The organism is Anaerolineae bacterium, assembly GCA_013178015.1.
Classification (GTDB): Bacteria; Chloroflexota; Anaerolineae; order DRVO01; family DRVO01; genus Ch71.
In genome coordinates, this window is sequence record JABLXR010000026.1 from 83,559 (window position 1) to 99,434 (window position 15,876).

At 66.7% G+C, this 15,876-nt stretch carries 12 protein-coding genes; all 12 read left to right on the top strand.

Going from position 1 to position 15,876, the window contains the following annotated elements:
* Positions 1-37: 37 nt before the first annotated feature.
* Positions 38-2,104 carry a hypothetical protein gene (locus tag HPY83_11290; protein NPV08528.1) on the top strand — a complete coding sequence of 689 codons (2,067 nt, stop codon included), beginning with the start codon at positions 38-40 and terminating at the stop codon, positions 2,102-2,104.
* Between the two features lie 13 nt (positions 2,105-2,117).
* Positions 2,118-2,966, top strand: coding sequence for an AAC(3) family N-acetyltransferase (locus HPY83_11295; GenBank protein ID NPV08529.1), 849 nt, complete (start codon positions 2,118-2,120; stop codon positions 2,964-2,966).
* Between the two features lie 87 nt (positions 2,967-3,053).
* The gene (locus HPY83_11300) at positions 3,054-4,451 is read left to right on the top strand and encodes a hypothetical protein (GenBank protein NPV08530.1); all 1,398 of its coding nucleotides are present in this window, start codon (positions 3,054-3,056) and stop codon (positions 4,449-4,451) included.
* A gap of 22 nt (positions 4,452-4,473) precedes the next feature.
* The gene (locus HPY83_11305; protein ID NPV08531.1) at positions 4,474-5,391 is read left to right on the top strand and encodes an amidohydrolase family protein; all 918 of its coding nucleotides are present in this window, start codon (positions 4,474-4,476) and stop codon (positions 5,389-5,391) included.
* Positions 5,392-5,436: 45 nt separating this feature from the next.
* On the top strand, positions 5,437-6,480 hold the full coding sequence (locus tag HPY83_11310) for a Gfo/Idh/MocA family oxidoreductase (protein NPV08532.1): 1,044 nt from the start codon (positions 5,437-5,439) through the stop codon (positions 6,478-6,480).
* 91 nt (positions 6,481-6,571) lie between these two features.
* Positions 6,572-8,635: a hypothetical protein gene (locus HPY83_11315; GenBank protein ID NPV08533.1), complete on the top strand. Its 2,064-nt coding sequence runs from the start codon at positions 6,572-6,574 to the stop codon at positions 8,633-8,635.
* A gap of 259 nt (positions 8,636-8,894) precedes the next feature.
* Positions 8,895-10,055 carry an aminopeptidase P family protein gene (locus tag HPY83_11320; GenBank protein ID NPV08534.1) on the top strand — a complete coding sequence of 387 codons (1,161 nt, stop codon included), beginning with the start codon at positions 8,895-8,897 and terminating at the stop codon, positions 10,053-10,055.
* Between the two features lie 100 nt (positions 10,056-10,155).
* A complete protein-coding gene (locus HPY83_11325) occupies positions 10,156-11,127 on the top strand; it encodes a zinc-binding dehydrogenase (protein ID NPV08535.1) in 972 nt (323 codons plus the stop codon).
* A 128-nt stretch (positions 11,128-11,255) separates the two neighbouring features.
* The gene (locus tag HPY83_11330) at positions 11,256-12,263 is read left to right on the top strand and encodes a zinc-binding dehydrogenase (protein ID NPV08536.1); all 1,008 of its coding nucleotides are present in this window, start codon (positions 11,256-11,258) and stop codon (positions 12,261-12,263) included.
* Between the two features lie 27 nt (positions 12,264-12,290).
* Positions 12,291-13,403, top strand: coding sequence for a hypothetical protein (locus tag HPY83_11335; protein ID NPV08537.1), 1,113 nt, complete (start codon positions 12,291-12,293; stop codon positions 13,401-13,403).
* A gap of 68 nt (positions 13,404-13,471) precedes the next feature.
* Positions 13,472-14,503, top strand: coding sequence for an NAD(P)-dependent oxidoreductase (locus HPY83_11340; GenBank protein NPV08538.1), 1,032 nt, complete (start codon positions 13,472-13,474; stop codon positions 14,501-14,503).
* A 42-nt stretch (positions 14,504-14,545) separates the two neighbouring features.
* A partial coding sequence (locus HPY83_11345; protein NPV08539.1) for a hypothetical protein occupies positions 14,546-15,876 on the top strand: 1,331 nt, incomplete at its 3' end.

Here is a 15,876-nt window from a genome sequence, read left to right on the forward strand (position 1 = left end):
CTCCGCGGACACCAGGTGAGCTCGCTGGAGGCACGTCATGGGCGGCATAGGCAGGGAAGAGCCTCTATACATCTGGCACTACGACTACTACCTCTCCGGGAAGGCACCAGACGCCTTCTCTCGCTTCGACCCCGAGCACCTGGCCGATGAGCTGACCTCCACCGGGGCCAACTTCATCGTGGTCTTCGCCCTGAACCAGCACGGCTACGCCTACTACCCCAGCCGCATCGCCCCGGTACACCCCAGCCTGGGGGGCCTCGACTACACCGGCTCCATGATCCGTGCTCTCCAGGCCAGGGACGTCACCGTTATCACTTACGTCAACTTCATGAACATCGAGCGCCGCCAGGATCACCCCGAGTGGTGGCAGCGGACCAGTGACGGTGGCCAGGTCTACGAGGGGGGATGGGGAGTCCCCTGCCCGAACAGCCCCATCCGGGAGTACATGGCCTCCATCGTCCAGGAAGTAGCCCAGCTCTACCCTACCCAGGGCTTCTTCTTCGACATGTACTCCTTCAACCGCACCGGCTGCTGGTGCGACCACTGCCGGGATAAGTTCGAGCGGCAGTACGGCCTCCCCTTCCCCCTGGCCGAGGACTGGGGCAGCGAGAGCTGGATCAAGTACATCGAGTTCCGCTACCGCTCTGCCACGGAGACCATGGCCCACATCCGCGACGCCGCCAAGAGCGTCCGCCCGGACCTCATCTGGGTCACGCACTGCGGCCCGCACAGCAACTGGTGGCGGGGGACGGGGACCCTGGGCCCTACGCTGGACGACATGCTTCAGAGCGAGGTGGGCACCTATTACGGCCGGGGACGCTGGGCCGGAGGCTACCGGGCCAAGCTGATGCAGCCCTACACCGCCGGCCAACAGGTGGTCGTCATCCTGGCCGATACCCACCGTGACATGAGTGGGGAGCGGCCCCGCGGCTGGTTCTACATCCCCTGGTCGGAGACCCAACTGAAGCGTGGGGTGGCCGAGATCGTGGCCCACGGGGCCTGGCCGGACATCTACACCGAGCCCTACCCCGACGGCCGCAATAACCCCTACACCGTCCGGGGCATCAAGGCCGCCTTCGACATGGCCCGCCGGTTCGAGCCCTACCTGGTGGGCTCGGAGTCGGTGAAGAGCGTGGCCCTGCACTACTCCCGGCCCTCGCTGGACTTCTATGGACGGGGGCAGCCCCAGGACTACCTGCACAGCTTCGACGGTACCTACAAGGCCCTGATGGAGTCCCACATCCCCTTCGACGTGGTGATGGACCAGCAGATCCTCGACGGCCGCATCCGGGACTACGACCTGCTCGTCCTTCCGAACTCGGCCTGCACGTCCGATGCTCTGGCCGACGCCATCTCCGACTACGTGGGCGCCGGGGGCAGCCTGCTGGCCACCTACAAGACCTCCCTGTTCGACGAGGTGGGGCGGCGCCGGCCCGACTTGGCCCTGAGCGACCTCCTGGGCATCCGGTACCGGCGCGACTACGAACCCTCGTACCTGGAAGCGGGGCCGGCCCTGTCCGAGGGTCTGACCGGGTCGCCCGTTATCCAGCACCGGCTGGCCCGAGTCGAGGCTCTGGAGGGGACCGAGGCCATGGCCACGGTGGTGGCGCTGTCGCCCACCGACCTAGCGCCCTTCACCTATGTAGCCGCGCCGGTCCTGAGCACCGACTGGCCGGCGATCACGCGCAGAGGACAGGCCATCTACTGCGCCGGAGACCTGGGGTTCAGCTTCATCCGCGCCGGCTACCCGGACCACCCGCGCCTCCTGGCCAACTGCGTCGCTCAGCTCATCGGTGACAGGCTGCCTCTCAAGGTGAAGGCTCCCGGCACGGTGGACGTGTCCCTGCGGCGGCAGGGCGATCGGGCGCTGGTCCATCTGGTGAACCTGACCACCAACCAGATCGTGGAGGACGCCGGCTGCGAGATAGGCGGCTATGAAGCCATTCCCGTTCCCGACATCGAGGTGAGGCTCAGGACGGCGAGGCCGCTCCGGGCCAGCCTGGCTTCCACCGGCGAGGAGTTGCCCGCCGAGGTAGATGGTGGCTGGCAGTCGGTCACGGTGCCCAGGCTGGACATCTACGACATCGTCGTCTTCGAAAGCTAGGGGAAGGCTGGAGATGAGGCCGGAGAAGGGCGATCCGAGCGTACGGGTGACGTGGCAGGACGTCTGCCGCGCCCTACAACAGGTGGGCGTGGAAGCCGGCGATACGGCCATGTTCCATAGCTCCCTGAGCAGCATGGGCACCGTGGTAGGCGGCCCCGATGCCGTCATCCGGGGCTTCCTGGAGGCGGTGGGGCCCGAGGGCACGGTGGCAGTCCCGACCCTATGCAACTGGGAGCCAGGCGAAGAGCGCCTAGTATTCCAGCGCTGGGACCCGAAGTCCTCGCCCGCCTACGTGGGGGCCATTCCGGATCGGTTCTGGCGGCGGCCCGACGCCCGCCGCAGCGACCATGCCACCCACTCGGTGGCCGCCATCGGGGCCAAGGCCGAGGAGCTGACTGCCAATCACGGCACAAGCGGGCTCCGTCCTGGTCCGTTTGGGGATCGCGCCTTCGCCCGGGAGAGCCCCTGGCAGAAGCTGGCTGACTGGAACGCTGCCTACTGCTTCATCGGGGTGACCATGCGGGTGGCCACGGCGGTGCACCTGGTGGAGACGCTGGTGGTCGAGCGGGCCCTAGCACGGTGTCCCGAGGACTCTCGGGCGTGCCTCTCAGCAGAGGTGGTGGGCTGGATGAAGCCAGGGGTCTGGCCCTGGGTGCGGGTGGAAGATCGGGAGGTGCTGGAAGAACAACTGGCCGAGAGGGGGCTGGCTCGGTACGGACGCATCGGCTCCGCCACCTTACGCTGCACCCACGTAGGTGACCTGGTGCATGCCTGGGTGGGCATTCTGGAATCCGACCCAGCCCGCTGGCTTCCCGAGGAGTTCTGCCGCTGGCTGGCGGAGACGATGATACGTGATCCGTGAGGAGTGACACGTGACAATGGGTAGGCTGCACGCGGTGAACGCGCCGCTCACGTGTCATTTCTCACCTTCCATGAGGAGCAGCGGGTAGTGCCTAACGTCTACGTCCTGTTCTGGTTCGATGTGGAAGACTGCATGGTGCCTCAGAGCGACGATGCCGCCAAGCGCCTCGCCTGGATCCTCGAGCGCCACCGGGTGCGCGGCACCATGAAGCTGGTGGGGCAGAAGGCCCGGGTGCTGGAGCAGCGCGTGCGCTACGACGTCATAGACGCCCTGCAGAAGCACGACATCGGCTTCCACTCCAACTGGCACGGGCTGCGCCCTCAGGTGGCGGAGTACCTGGCTCCCCTGAACTGGGAGGACGGCGCGGCGGAGTTCGAGCGGCGGGAGCGGCCCGGCTTGCTCGACGTGCGCCGCATCTTCGGGGTCAACCCGGTCACCTACGGCCAACCAGGCTCGAACTGGGCTCCACAGGCCTTCCCGGTACTGCGCCGCTGGGGCATCCCCACCTACGTCAGTGGCTTCGGCTACGTGGGGGTGGACTGCCAGCCCTTCTACTACGGCGGGGTGCTCTGCACCTCGCACATGTACGGCAAGCGCGGCAGCGCAGATGAGCGCAATCACCTGCTGGGGCTCAACTTCGAGCTGGGCGCACCGGGGGAGCTAGAGAAGCACAAAGCAGCCTTCACCGAGAGCCTCCGGCAGCTCTCTCCCTCCGGCGGCCTGATCAGCATCTACAACCATCCCTGCACCCTGGTGATGGAGGAGTGGTTCTCCACCTACCTCAAGCCGCGGGAGCTGACGGAGGCCGGTTACGCTCACTTCGAGGAGTTCCTGTCCTGGGTCCTCTCGCACCCGAACGTCCGGCCCACCTGTGCCAGCGAGCTGCCCCGCCTGTATCCCGACCTGGCTCGGGGCCACTACTTCGCGCCCGAGGAGCTGCGGCAGGTGGCCGAGGCCCTCGCGAGCGAGGTCAGCTTCGTCCGCCTGGGCGAGCTCACCCTCTCGGCTGCCGAAGCCTTCCGGCTCCTCGCCCGCGCCTTGCTGGCCTACTGCGAGTCGGGAGCCCTGCCACAACAGGTACTATGCCTGCCCGTCTACAACCCCACTCGCCCGCCGGAAGCCGAAGGCCAGGGCTCCGTGCCCTGGGACGACTTCTGCCGGGCCAACCGAGAGGCCGTCGGGTGGACGGATCGCAAACAGGAGGTGCCTCCTGAGGTGCAAGTTGGGCCCGTCACGGTAGGCCCGGGCGCCTTCCTGGCCGCCCTGGCGCGGGCGATGGCCCGTCTCCTGGCCGGCCAGGGTCCACCCGAGGAGGTGCTCCTGGAACCGGTGCCGCTGCGCTTCGAGTGGTACGTGGACGAGGCCGCCGCCCGGTCCTCCTGGAGTTCGGCCATGATGCGGCCTGGGTTCTCCGCCCCCGGGCTCCTGGAGCTGGCCAGGCTGGGAGCGTGGAGCCTCAAGCCGGCCGTGCTGCGAGCACCATAGCAGCTGCAGAGGGGAATGGCTGATGCCCGGTAACCTAACCTGGATAGACACCCACATTCACGTGAGCGACATTGCCCCCGATGGCAGCCGGCGCCCCCATCTGGCGCAGGACCTGGTGGCCGTCCTGGAGCGCTCCGGGGCGGATCTGCGCTTCCTGGTGAGCTGCGACTTCCCCTATCTCACCCGGATGGCCACCGATCCCCAATGGATGTGGGCCGCCAACCGCATGGTGCACGAGGTGGTGCAGCAGGCGCCGGGCCGGCTGTACGGCAGCTGCACCGTCAATCCTGCCTTCCTGGAGGAGTCCCTCCGCTGCATGGAGGTCTGCTTCCGGGAGTGGGGCTTCGTCCAGCTGGGGGAGATGCTCCCTTACCTGATGGGCTATCGCTTCGACAGCCCGGAAGTGGACGAGGTGGTGCGGGCGGCGGCAGGCTATCAGGTGCCGGTCCAGGTGCACCTGGGCACCTACTGGCTGCGGGGAGGCGATGCCTCCGGCGACGGCATCGGCCACATCGCCGACCTGCTGGCGGTGGCCGAGCGAGTGCCCGAGGCTAACTATGTCCTGGCTCACGCCATCGGCTGCGACCCCGACCCCAGGTTCATCCCCTGGGCCAACATGTACCTGGACGTGCTGGCGGGAACCTTCGAGCAGTACCCCACCAACTTCTGGGTGGAGATCCGGGACTTCGACTCCACCGCCCTGGCTCGCACCCTGGCCGAAGTCCCGACTACCCGGCTTCTGGCGGGAACGGACTGGACCACCAGGATCGGGCCCCCGTTCCAGAGCTATGGCACCACCTTTGGGGTAAGGGAGGAGGACAACCGGTTCCCGCCCGGAGTGGCAGCGATGGTCGGGTTCCTGGAGGCGGCGGGCGCCTCGGAGGAAGACGTGGCCAGGATCGCGTCCGGCAACGCCCGCGAGCTCTACCACCTGGATTGAGACGCGGCCGCACCAGGGCCGCAATGAGGACAAGGACATAACCACATGGCCAGCGAAGGCAAACAAGCACGGATCGGCTTCATCGGCTGCGGCAGACACGCCACTCGGACCCTGTACCCCAACCTGCCCCTCATTGACGAGATAGACCTGGTGGCGGTGGCCGACCTCCAGGTGGCGCTGGCGGAACGCAACGCCCGCAGGTTCGGGGCCCGCCGGTTCTACGACAGCGCCGACGCCCTGCTGGAGGGCGAGCCCGACCTGGACGGGGTCATCGTGGTGGGGATCCCGCAGATGATGCAGCCCATCGGGGAGAAGGTGCTGCGGGAGCGGGGCATCCCCATCTTCGTGGAGAAGCCTCCGGCCATCAATGCCGAGAGGGCGGAGGAGTTCGCCGCCAGGGCCGCCGAGGCGGGCACCTGGGGCATGGTGGGCTTCATGAAGCGGTTCTCCGTCGCCTACGGCCTGGCCAAACAGACCGCCGAGGACCCCTCCTTCGGTCCCATCTCCATGCTGGACGGCAAGTTCGCCAACGGAGACTACAACCCGCTCTGGGGCATCGAGAGCGGAGGGTTGAGCTACCTCACCGGGCAGGCGGTGCACATCTTCGACCTGATCCAGTACTTCGCCGGGCCGGTGGGCGAGGTCTACGCCCGGTACTTCGAGCGCTCCCCCGCCAACCACGGTTTCGCCGTTACCGTCACCTTCGAGAGCGGCGCCCTCGCGTCTCTAAACCTGAACTCCTTCGAGTCCTGGGAAGGCTTCGACGAGTGGTTCTGCATCACCGGGGTACACAACTACGTGGTGGTCGAGGACATGCTCTACGTCAACGTCCACCGGGAGAAAGGCTGGACCGAGATGCCGGCGGAGATGCAGTTGGACAACCTGAGCCTGGCCTACAAGCCCACCGCCATCCGCGTGCCCGACATGCGCAACCTGATGGGCTACACGGGCGAGTTGAGGGAGTTCGCCCGGTGCATCCTCGAGGGGCGGCGGCCCGGCCCAGACCTGGAGGCGGGCGCTGCCGCCATGCGCGTGGGGCAAGCCATCTGGGACAGCTCTCAGTCAGGCCGGGCGATCCGCCTGGCATAGAGGCAGGACGGCGAGGCCCGAGAACACAACCACTGACCGACATAGCCGGGGCCGATCGGCACCGGTTCCACCACCAGTCAAGGGGGTACTCATGTACGGCATCGGCAAAGAAGCACCAGCTTACATCTGGCACTACGACTATTACCTGTCGGGCAATGCCCCCGACGCCTTCGCCGCCTACGATCCCGATCGCGTCGCCGACGAGATTGCCAGCACCGGCGCCAACTTCGCCGCCATCTTCGCCCTGAACCAGCACGGCTACGCCTACTACCCCAGCAAGATCGCCCCCATGCACCCCTACCTGGGAGGCAGGGACTACACCGGCACCCTCCTGGAAGCCCTGCAGCGGCGAGGCATCACCGTCATCACTTACGTCAACTTCATGAACATCGAGCGCCGCGAGGCCCACCCAGAGTGGTGGCAGCGGGCCGCCGATGGCTCCCAGATCTATGCCGAGGGCTGGGGGGTGCCCTGCCCCAACAGCCCCATCCGCGAGTACATGGCCAGCATCGTGGCCGAGGTCGCCCGTCTCTATCCCACCAACGGCTTCTTCTTCGACATGTACGCCTTCAACCGCTACGGCTGCTGGTGCGACTACTGCCGCGCCCGGTTTGCCGAGAAGTACGACTGGCCCTTCCCCATCAAGGAGGACTGGGGCAGCGAGTCCTGGCGCAAGTTCATCCAGTTTCGCCAGGAGTCGGCCATCGCCACCATGAAGTTCATCCGAGACGCGGCCAAGGCTCAGCGGGAAGGCCTGATCTGGGTCACCCACTGCGGGCCGGATCAGAACTGGGCCGCCGGCACCGGCACTCTGACTCCCCAGGTGGACGACATGCTTCAGAAGGAGATCGGCACCCGCAGGGGAAAGGGCAACTGGTCCGCCGGGCAGGTCTCCAAGATTCTGCGGCCCTATGCCAGAGGGCAGCAGGTGGTCACCATCCTGGCCGACATCCACTTCTACTGGGATAAGCCTAAGGGCTGGTTCTACACCCCCTGGTCGGTCAATCAGGTCAAGCGCCAGGTGGCGGAGATCATCGCTCAAGGGGCATGGCCGGACATCTACACCGAGCCTTTCCCCGACAGCCGCAACGATCCCCACACCATCGAGGGGATCAAGGCGGCCTTCGACATGGCGCGAGAGGTGGAGCCTTACCTCTTGGGCCGAGAGACGGTGAAGAGCGTGGGTCTGCACTACTCCCGCTCCTCCCTGGACTTCTTCGGCAAGGACGACCCCAGCAACTACCGGCGGGGCTTCGACGGGGCCTACAAGGCCCTCATGGAAGCTCACGTGCCTTTCGACATCGTCCTGGACGAGCAGATCCTGGACGGCAGCATCTCCCAGTACGACCTGCTGGTGCTGTCCAACTCCGCCTGCACCTCGGACGAGGTGAACCAGGCCTTGAGACAGTACGTGGACGGCGGGGGCGCCCTCATCGCCACCTACCGGACGTCGCTCTACGATGAGCACGGCCTCATCCGGAAGGACTTCGGCCTGGCCGACCTGCTGGGAGTCTCGCACCGGTTGGACCTGGATCGAGGCTACATCAAGGTGGATGGGGAGCTGAACCGGGGTCTGAGCTCCTCTCCCATCATCCAGCACCGCATCGAGGGGGCGGTAGCCCAGGAAGACGCTGAAGTGCTCGGTAAGGTGCTGGAGCAGTCGCCCACCGACCTAGCGCCCTTCACCTACGTCTCCGCCCCGGCGGGCGAGAGCGACTGGCCCGCTGTAGTGCGCCGGGGGAAGGTCATCTACCTGGCTCCCGATGTGGGCTTCTCCTACATGCGAGCCGGCTACCCGGACCACCTCCAGCTCCTGACCAACGCCGTTCAGGCCCTGGTGGGGGACAGGCTCCCGCTGAAGCTGCAGGCCCCCACCACCGTGGATCTGTCGCTCTGGAAGCAGGGCGACCGTTGGACCGTCCACCTGGTCAACCTGACCACCAAGCAGATCGTCGAGGATGCCGACTGCGAGGTGGAGCCGCACGAGGTGATCCCGGTCCACGATCTGAAGCTCTACGTCCGTCGGGAGGGCGGCTTCCGCCGAGCCTTCCGTGCCCGCGACGGCCTCGAGTACTCCCTGAGCGCCGATGGGGACTGGCTGCGGGTGGACGTCCCCAAGCTGGAGCTGTACGAGGTGGTGGTCCTGGAGCCCTGAGCCGGCCCCAGTTCGCCAGCGCCTGGGCCCCCCAGGGCTGCAGAGAACCTGGTGCAGTAGGGTCGGCGTGCTGCTGCTGATGGGAGCGGTCATGTTCGCCGTCGCCGTGCGGCGCTTTCGGTTCGTATAGAGGAGGGCTATGGGCGACACCGACACCTATCCGGGGTCCGAGGTTGGATCCGCACCAGCCTGACCCCTCATCGGACAGCTTAGTGGCTTCACGCGCACCTAGATCGGTCATCATATAAGGAGGTCCGAAATGGCATTCGAGATACCGCAGGCGGAGTTCGACCGGCGCATTGCGGCGGTGCAGGCTGAGTTAGCTCGCCGCAACCTGGACGCACTCATCGTCTTCGGCAACGACTGCGAGTCGCACAACATCCGCTACCTGGCCGATTACTGGCCCGCTTTCGAGAGCGCCGGAGTGCTGGTGCCGGTCGAGGGCGAGCCCATGCTGCTGATAGGTCCGGAGAGCTTGACCTACGCTAAGTCCCGCAGCCGGCTGCCCAAGATCCGCCAGTTGCTGGCCTACCGCGAGTCCTCCGAGCCGGAGTATCCGGGCGTTACCCTACCCACGTTCGCCGAGGTTCTGGACGAGGTGTCAGGGGGCAAGGGCGTCAAGCGGCTGGGCATGGCCGCCAGCGCCATCGCCATCGTGCCGGTGTATCTGGGCCTGCAGGAAGCCATGAAGGACGGGGAGATCGTCAAGGCTGACGACCTGCTCATCTCTCTAAGAATGGCCAAGAGCGAGCCGGAGATCGCCGCCATTCGGGAGGCCTTCCGGGTGGCTGCCCTGGCCATCAAGGCGGTACTGGAGGAGATGAAGCCGGGCATGACGGAGCTGCAGGTGGTGGGCATCGCCCAGCGCGAGATCTACGCCAACGGCGGCGAGTACGAGGGTCACCCGCTTTACGTGCTCTCCGGCCAGCACAGCTCCCACGCCATCGGCAGGCCCACGCACAGCGTCCTGGAGAAGGGCCAGGTGATCCAGCTCAACATCGGGGCCAAGGTGGCGGGTTACACCTCCAGCATCGGCCGGGCAGTCAGCTTTGGGCCGGTGCCCGCCGAGGTGCGCCAACTGCTCGAAGTGGCTCTGGACGCCCAGAAGAAGACCATCGAGCTCATCAAGCCGGGCGTCTCGGCCGGATGGATCTCCCAGCAGGTGGCGGACTACGTGCGGGAGAGGGGCATGGGGCACGCCCTCCTCTACGGCCCCTGCCACGGCATCGGCCTGATGGAGTGCGAGCATCCCTGGATGGAGACCAGTTCCACCTACAAACTCGTCCCCAACATGACCTTCCAGGTGGACTCGTTCCTCCATACCGACGACTACGGCGCCCGCTTCGAGGACGGCATCCGGGTAACGGAAGACGGGGTGGAGGAGTTCCCCACCTATCGTCGTGAGGTCATCACTCTGTAGGTCATAGGTGACAGGGGCTAGGTCGTAGGGCACAGGGATAGTGCTTTGCCCTGTTCCCTGTAACCTACAACCTATCCCCTGCCCCAATGGGAGGTCAGCGATGAAAGCACGAGGGGTGGTGTTCACCGCTCCCGAGAAGGTCGAGGTGTGGGACGTAGAGGTGCCCGATCCGGGGCCCAAGGACGTGCTGATCAGAGTGCTCTACTCGGGAGTGAGCATCGGCACCGAGGGCTGGATCCTCAAGAACGGCTACAAGGGGGTGACCTACCCCCTGGTGACGGGCTACCAGCACTGCGGCATCGCCGAGAAGGTAGGAGCCGAGGTCCAGGGCATCGCCGAAGGCGACCTGGTGTACTGCGGGCACAGCCGCCTGGCGAGCGACATCCGCCCCATGTGGGCCGGGCACCTGAGCTACTCCGTCCAGGATGCCGCCCAGGTGATCAAGGTGCCACCCAAGGTCCTGCCCGAAGAAGCGGCGCTGGGAGTCATGCCCGGGGTGCCCTGGCACGGCATCCAGCTCACCGGCATCAACCCGGGGGACCTAGTGGTGGTAATCGGGCTGGGGCTGGTGGGGCAGTTCGCGGTGCAGTTGGCCCAGACCAAAGGAGCCACCGTCATCGCCAGCGAGGTGCTGGAGAAGCGAAGGGCCCTGGCGCGGGAGTGCGGGGCGGAGATCGTCCTCGACCCTCGCACCGACGACGTGGAGGCCAGGGTGAAGGCCATCAAGCCCGAGGGGGCGGACGTCATCATCGACACCTCCGCCAACGCCGACGCCGTCAACGCCTCCTTCGAGTGGATCCGGCGGGACGGCCGGTACTGCTTCCAGGGCTACTACTCCGGCCTGACTCCCCTGGACCTGTACCTTCCCCACGTCAAGCAGATCACCTTCTACAACCCCACCAGCTACGAGGGCATACCCACCATGTTCTCGTACATAGAGCAGGGCTTGCTGAAGGTGAAACCGCTGATCACCCACTACTTCGAGGGCGAGGACGCGCCTCAGGCCTACGACCTGATGCTGCGCTCGCCCCAGGAGACGGTGGGCATCGTCCTGCGCTGGCACCGGGACTAGAGATAGGGAACAAGCGATGGAGCCGACATCTTTGCCTTCTTCGCTGTGGTCTCTGCGGCCTCGGCGGTGAGATTCTCTAGCCATAAGGAGGAAGGCGGCCTCGGCCGCCGCACACTATGAAAGCAGCAGTGGTACGGCAGTTGGGCTCCGTGGCCCTTGAGGAAGTGCCGGAGCCCGTCCCCAACAAGTATCAGGCGGTGGCCGAGGTGCTCTGCTGGGCCACCTGCAACAGCACCGACTACCGGGTGGTGCACGGGAACATGGGCTGGAACACCCCTCTGCCTCTGATTCTGGGCCACGAGACCGTGGGCCGGGTGATCGAGGTGGGGCCGAAGGTGCGCAGCTACCGGGTGGGAGACGTGCTCCTGCGGGTCACCGCCGTCTACCCCGGGACCACGATGGGGGAGTACAGCTCCGCCCTGGGGAGCTTCACCACCATCGGCCTGGCCACCGACACCCGGGCCATGCAGGAGGACGACCTGGACACCAGCGGGCTGGTGATCACCCACTTCCTGCACCAGAAGGTGCCGGCGGAGATGGACCCAGCCGATGCCGCCATGATCATCAACCTGCGGGAGGCCCTCAGCTGGGTGAAGGCCCTGGACGTGGCCGGCAAGACGGTGCTGGTGGTGGGGGACGGGCCGGTGGGGCTGGGCTTCGTCCAGGCGGCCGCCGTGAGAGACGCGGCCGAGGTCATCCTGGCGGGGCACCACGACGAGAGGCTGGCGGTGGGCCGCCAGGTGGGCGCCACCCGCACCATCAACGGCCGGGAGGCCGACGTGTCCCAGGCGGTGGCAGACCTCACCAGCGGGCAGGGAGTGGACGTCCTGGTGGACTGCATCGGTGACCAGAAGGCGCTGGCCCAGGCGTTGAGCTGGGTGAAGCCGGACGGCAAGGTGGCCGCCTACGGCTCGCCCAAGATACCGCCTACCGGCCCCAAGCCCGACGATCCCCGCATCGCCAAGATCCGCACCGACGAGCCCGGCGCCCACGACGAAGTCCTGCGGCTGATCGAGGCCGGCCGGATAGACCCCAGCCGGTTCTACTCCGATCGGCTGCGCTTCCACCACATCGGCGAAGCCATCCGCCGGATCGGCTCCCGGGAGGCAGTGGGCAAAGTGGTGCTGTTTCCGTAGGACGTGCCCGGCAGCACGGAGGTAGCAGTGCGACTGAAGGAGCGCTTCCACAGGGTCATGAACGGCGAAGCCGGGGTGAGGCCACCTCAGGCCGCCTTCTTCGGACCCTGGAAGCAGACCCTGGATCGGTGGCATCGCGAGGGCCTGGTCGGCGACGACTGGGCCCGGGCCGCCGGGTTCGAGGACGGCTCCCAGCATCCGGTGCCGGTCAACGCCTTCCTCTGCCCCCTGCTGCCGGAGACGGTCCTGGCCGAGGAGGGTGCCAGCCGCGTCATCCGGGATCAGCACGGAGTAGTGAAGAGGGTCAGGGCCGACGACGAGAGCATGCCCCAGTTCCTGCACCACCCGGTACAAAGCCGGGCGGATTGGGAGCAACTCCGGCCGCTGCTATCCGACCCGCGCCACCCCGAGCGCTTCCCCAGCCGACAGCACCCCTTCGTGGGGGTGGACGACTGGGACAGCTGGCGCCGGGAGTGGGAGGAACGCGATTCCATCCTGTTCCTGGGTATGCTCCCTTGCGGGTTCTTCGGGGGGCTGCGCGAGCTGATGGGGCTGGAGACGGCCCTGACGGCCTTCTACGACGATCCCGGACTGGTGGAAGACGTGCTGGACACCCTTTGCGACCTGTGGAGCGCCTTCTACCCCCGGGTGTTGCGCCAGGTCCGAGTGGACTTCGTGTTCATCTGGGAGGACATGTGCTACCGGGGCGGGCCCTTGATCTCGCCCGCCACTTTCCGCCGCTTCCTGCTACCCCGCTACCGGAGGATGACCGAGGCCCTGCGACGGGCGGGGGTGAGGAACATCTTCGTAGATTCTGACGGAGACGTGACCCAGCTGATCCCGCTGTGGCTGGAGGGAGGCGTCACCGGGGTGCTTCCCTTCGAGGTCGCCTCGGGGCTGGACCTGGCCGGCATCGCCCGGCAGTACCCGGAGCTGCAGATGATCGGAGGCGTTGACAAGCGGGCGCTGGCCGCTGGTCCGGAGGCTATCGAGGCCGAGTTGACCAAGCTGCCGCCGCTGCTGGAGCGGGGGCGCTACATCCCGGCCGTGGATCACGGCGTGCCCCCGGACGTGTCTTGGGACAACTATCGCCGGTTCGCTGAGCGTCTCGGTGCCATCCTGGAGGCATTCGGGCAGTAGTGGAATCCGGCCCCCGCCCAGGGGCGACCCGCCCAACGTGTGAATCGTGCCTGCTGTGGAGGTGCAATGTGGCCAAGATACTGGTGACCGGCGCCGCGGGACAGGTGGGGTGCCGTCTCGTGAGGCAGCTGCTCGAACGCAATTACGAGGTGAGGGGGCTCATACTCCCCAATGACCCCGCTGCCGACCGTCTGGCAGGGCTAGAGCTGGAGGTGGTGGAGGGCGACCTGCTGGACCCGGAAGTGGCTGAGAGGGCCATGGAAGGGGTGGACGCTGCTGTCCACACCGCCAACCTGGTGTCGCCCTTGCCGGGCATGACCGAGAGCGCTTTCTTCGACAACAACGTGCGCACCACCTTCCACGTGGCCTGTGCCGCGGGGCGCAGGGCCGACCGGCTGGAGCGGCTGGTTCACATCAGCTCCTCCAGCGTCTACCCCAGCGACACCCACCAGTACGCCGCCTGCTACGCTCCCATTGACGAGGAGCACCCCCGCCGTCCTCGGGGAGTGTACCCCCTGAGCAAGAACATCGGCGAGGAGATCGTGAACGCGGTCAGCCGGGAGACGAAGCTTCGGGCCGCCATCATCCGCCCTTCCGGTATCGCCTCCGGCACGTCCATACTGGGCCGCTGGAACGTGGGGTTCGTGTGCAACATCCTGCGCACCGGCCAGGCTCACCGGGAGAGCGAGCTCTACATGGCCGACGGCACCGAGCTGTGGCACGACCTGGAGGCGGCCGCTCGGTCCAAAGACCAGCCCTGCGCCATCACCGACGACCGGGGGCGGCCGTGGCTGTACCGACCAGTTGACGCCCGGGACGTGGCCCATGCCTGCGTCTGCGCCCTGGAGAGCCCAGCCGCGGTGGGGGAGGCCTTCAACGCCGCCGCCCCGGAGCCCATCTACTACACCGAGGCAGCCCAGGTGCTCGCCGAAGCCCTGGGGATACCCGTCCTCGAGTGGCAGGTGCCGGTGCGCTGGGTGTTCGACCTGTCCATCACCAAGGCCAAGACGCTGATCGGCTACCGGCCCCGGTGGGGGATCCGGGAGATGGTGGCCGATGCCCTGGCGGTGCAGAAGGGCGAGAGCGACGGGCTATCCTGAGGCTAGACTGGGCACAAAACCAAGCGTGAGAGGATGACAACAGTGACAGAGAGACACTTCGAGTTCCGACGGCGAATCTCCGTGGTACATAAGCCCGATCGTGGCGATGCCGCCGCCCGGCCCGGCCCAGACGAGACCGTAGTGGACGACGGTTGGGCCATCGTGGTGCCTGAAGCGGCCTCAGAAATGCTTCTGACGGCAGCCAAGGACCTACAGGACTACTTCTTCACCAGCATGGGCGTGTCGCTCGTCCTGCGAAGGACGGCTTCCCCGGCGGAGGTGGCCCAGAGCGGCGACCGCCTCATCCTCCTGGCCACCAAGGACGACCTGCCGCAGATGGGAGCAGACCTGACGGTGCCGCGAAGCTTCCGCCTGGTGGTGAGCCCTGACAGGGTGGTGGTGTGTGGTCATGAAGACCGGGGGGCCGGCCAGGGCTCCTATCACCTGGAGGACCTCATGAACCTGCGGGAAGCGCCCTTCGTCAGCCCGCAGGACATCACGCGCGAGCCCCTCTTCTCGCCCCGGATGACCCACTCCGGCTGGGGGCTGGACGCCTTCCCCGACGACTACCTCAACGCCATGGCCCATCATGGGTTCGATGCCGCCCTGCTCTTCGTCGGCACCCACGAGCCCCACACGGACGTGGTGGACCGCACTCCTAAGGGTTACCAGGACTTCAACAACCTGATAGATCGGGCGGCGCGCTACGGCATTGACGTCTACGCCTACAGCTACATCAAGAGCCCCAAGCACCCCGACGATCCTGACGCCGAGGCCTACTACGATAGCACCTACGGGGCCCTCTTTCGCGCCTGCCCCGGCTTCAAAGGGGTGACTCTGGTAGGGGAATCGGTGGAGTTCCCCAGCAAAGACCCACACACCACCGGCCGCCTGCGCCTGGATGCCTCCCCCGACGGCCTGCCGCCCAGCAAGCCCAGCCCGGGCTGGTGGCCCTGCGAGGACTACCCCCAGTGGCTGAACCTGCTCAAGCGAGTGATCCGCCGCTATAGCCCCCAGGCCGACATCGTCTTCTGGACCTACAACTGGGGCTGGGCACCGGAAGAGCCGCGCTTGGCCCTGATCCGGTCTCTGCCCACCGACATCACTCTCGAGGCCACTTTCGAGATGTTCGAGCAGCGGCAGCGGGAGAACGTCACTAACGTGTGTGTGGACTACACCCTCTCCTTCGAGGGGCCAGGCAAGTACTTCGCCGGCGAGGCGGCCGCCGCCCACGAGCGAGGGCTCAGGCTCTACACCATGTCCAACACCGCCGGCCTCACCTGGGACTTCGGCGTGATACCGTATCAGCCTGCACCCTTCCAGTGGGACCGGCGCTGGCAGGACCTGCTGAAGGCTCGGGAGGACTGGGGCCT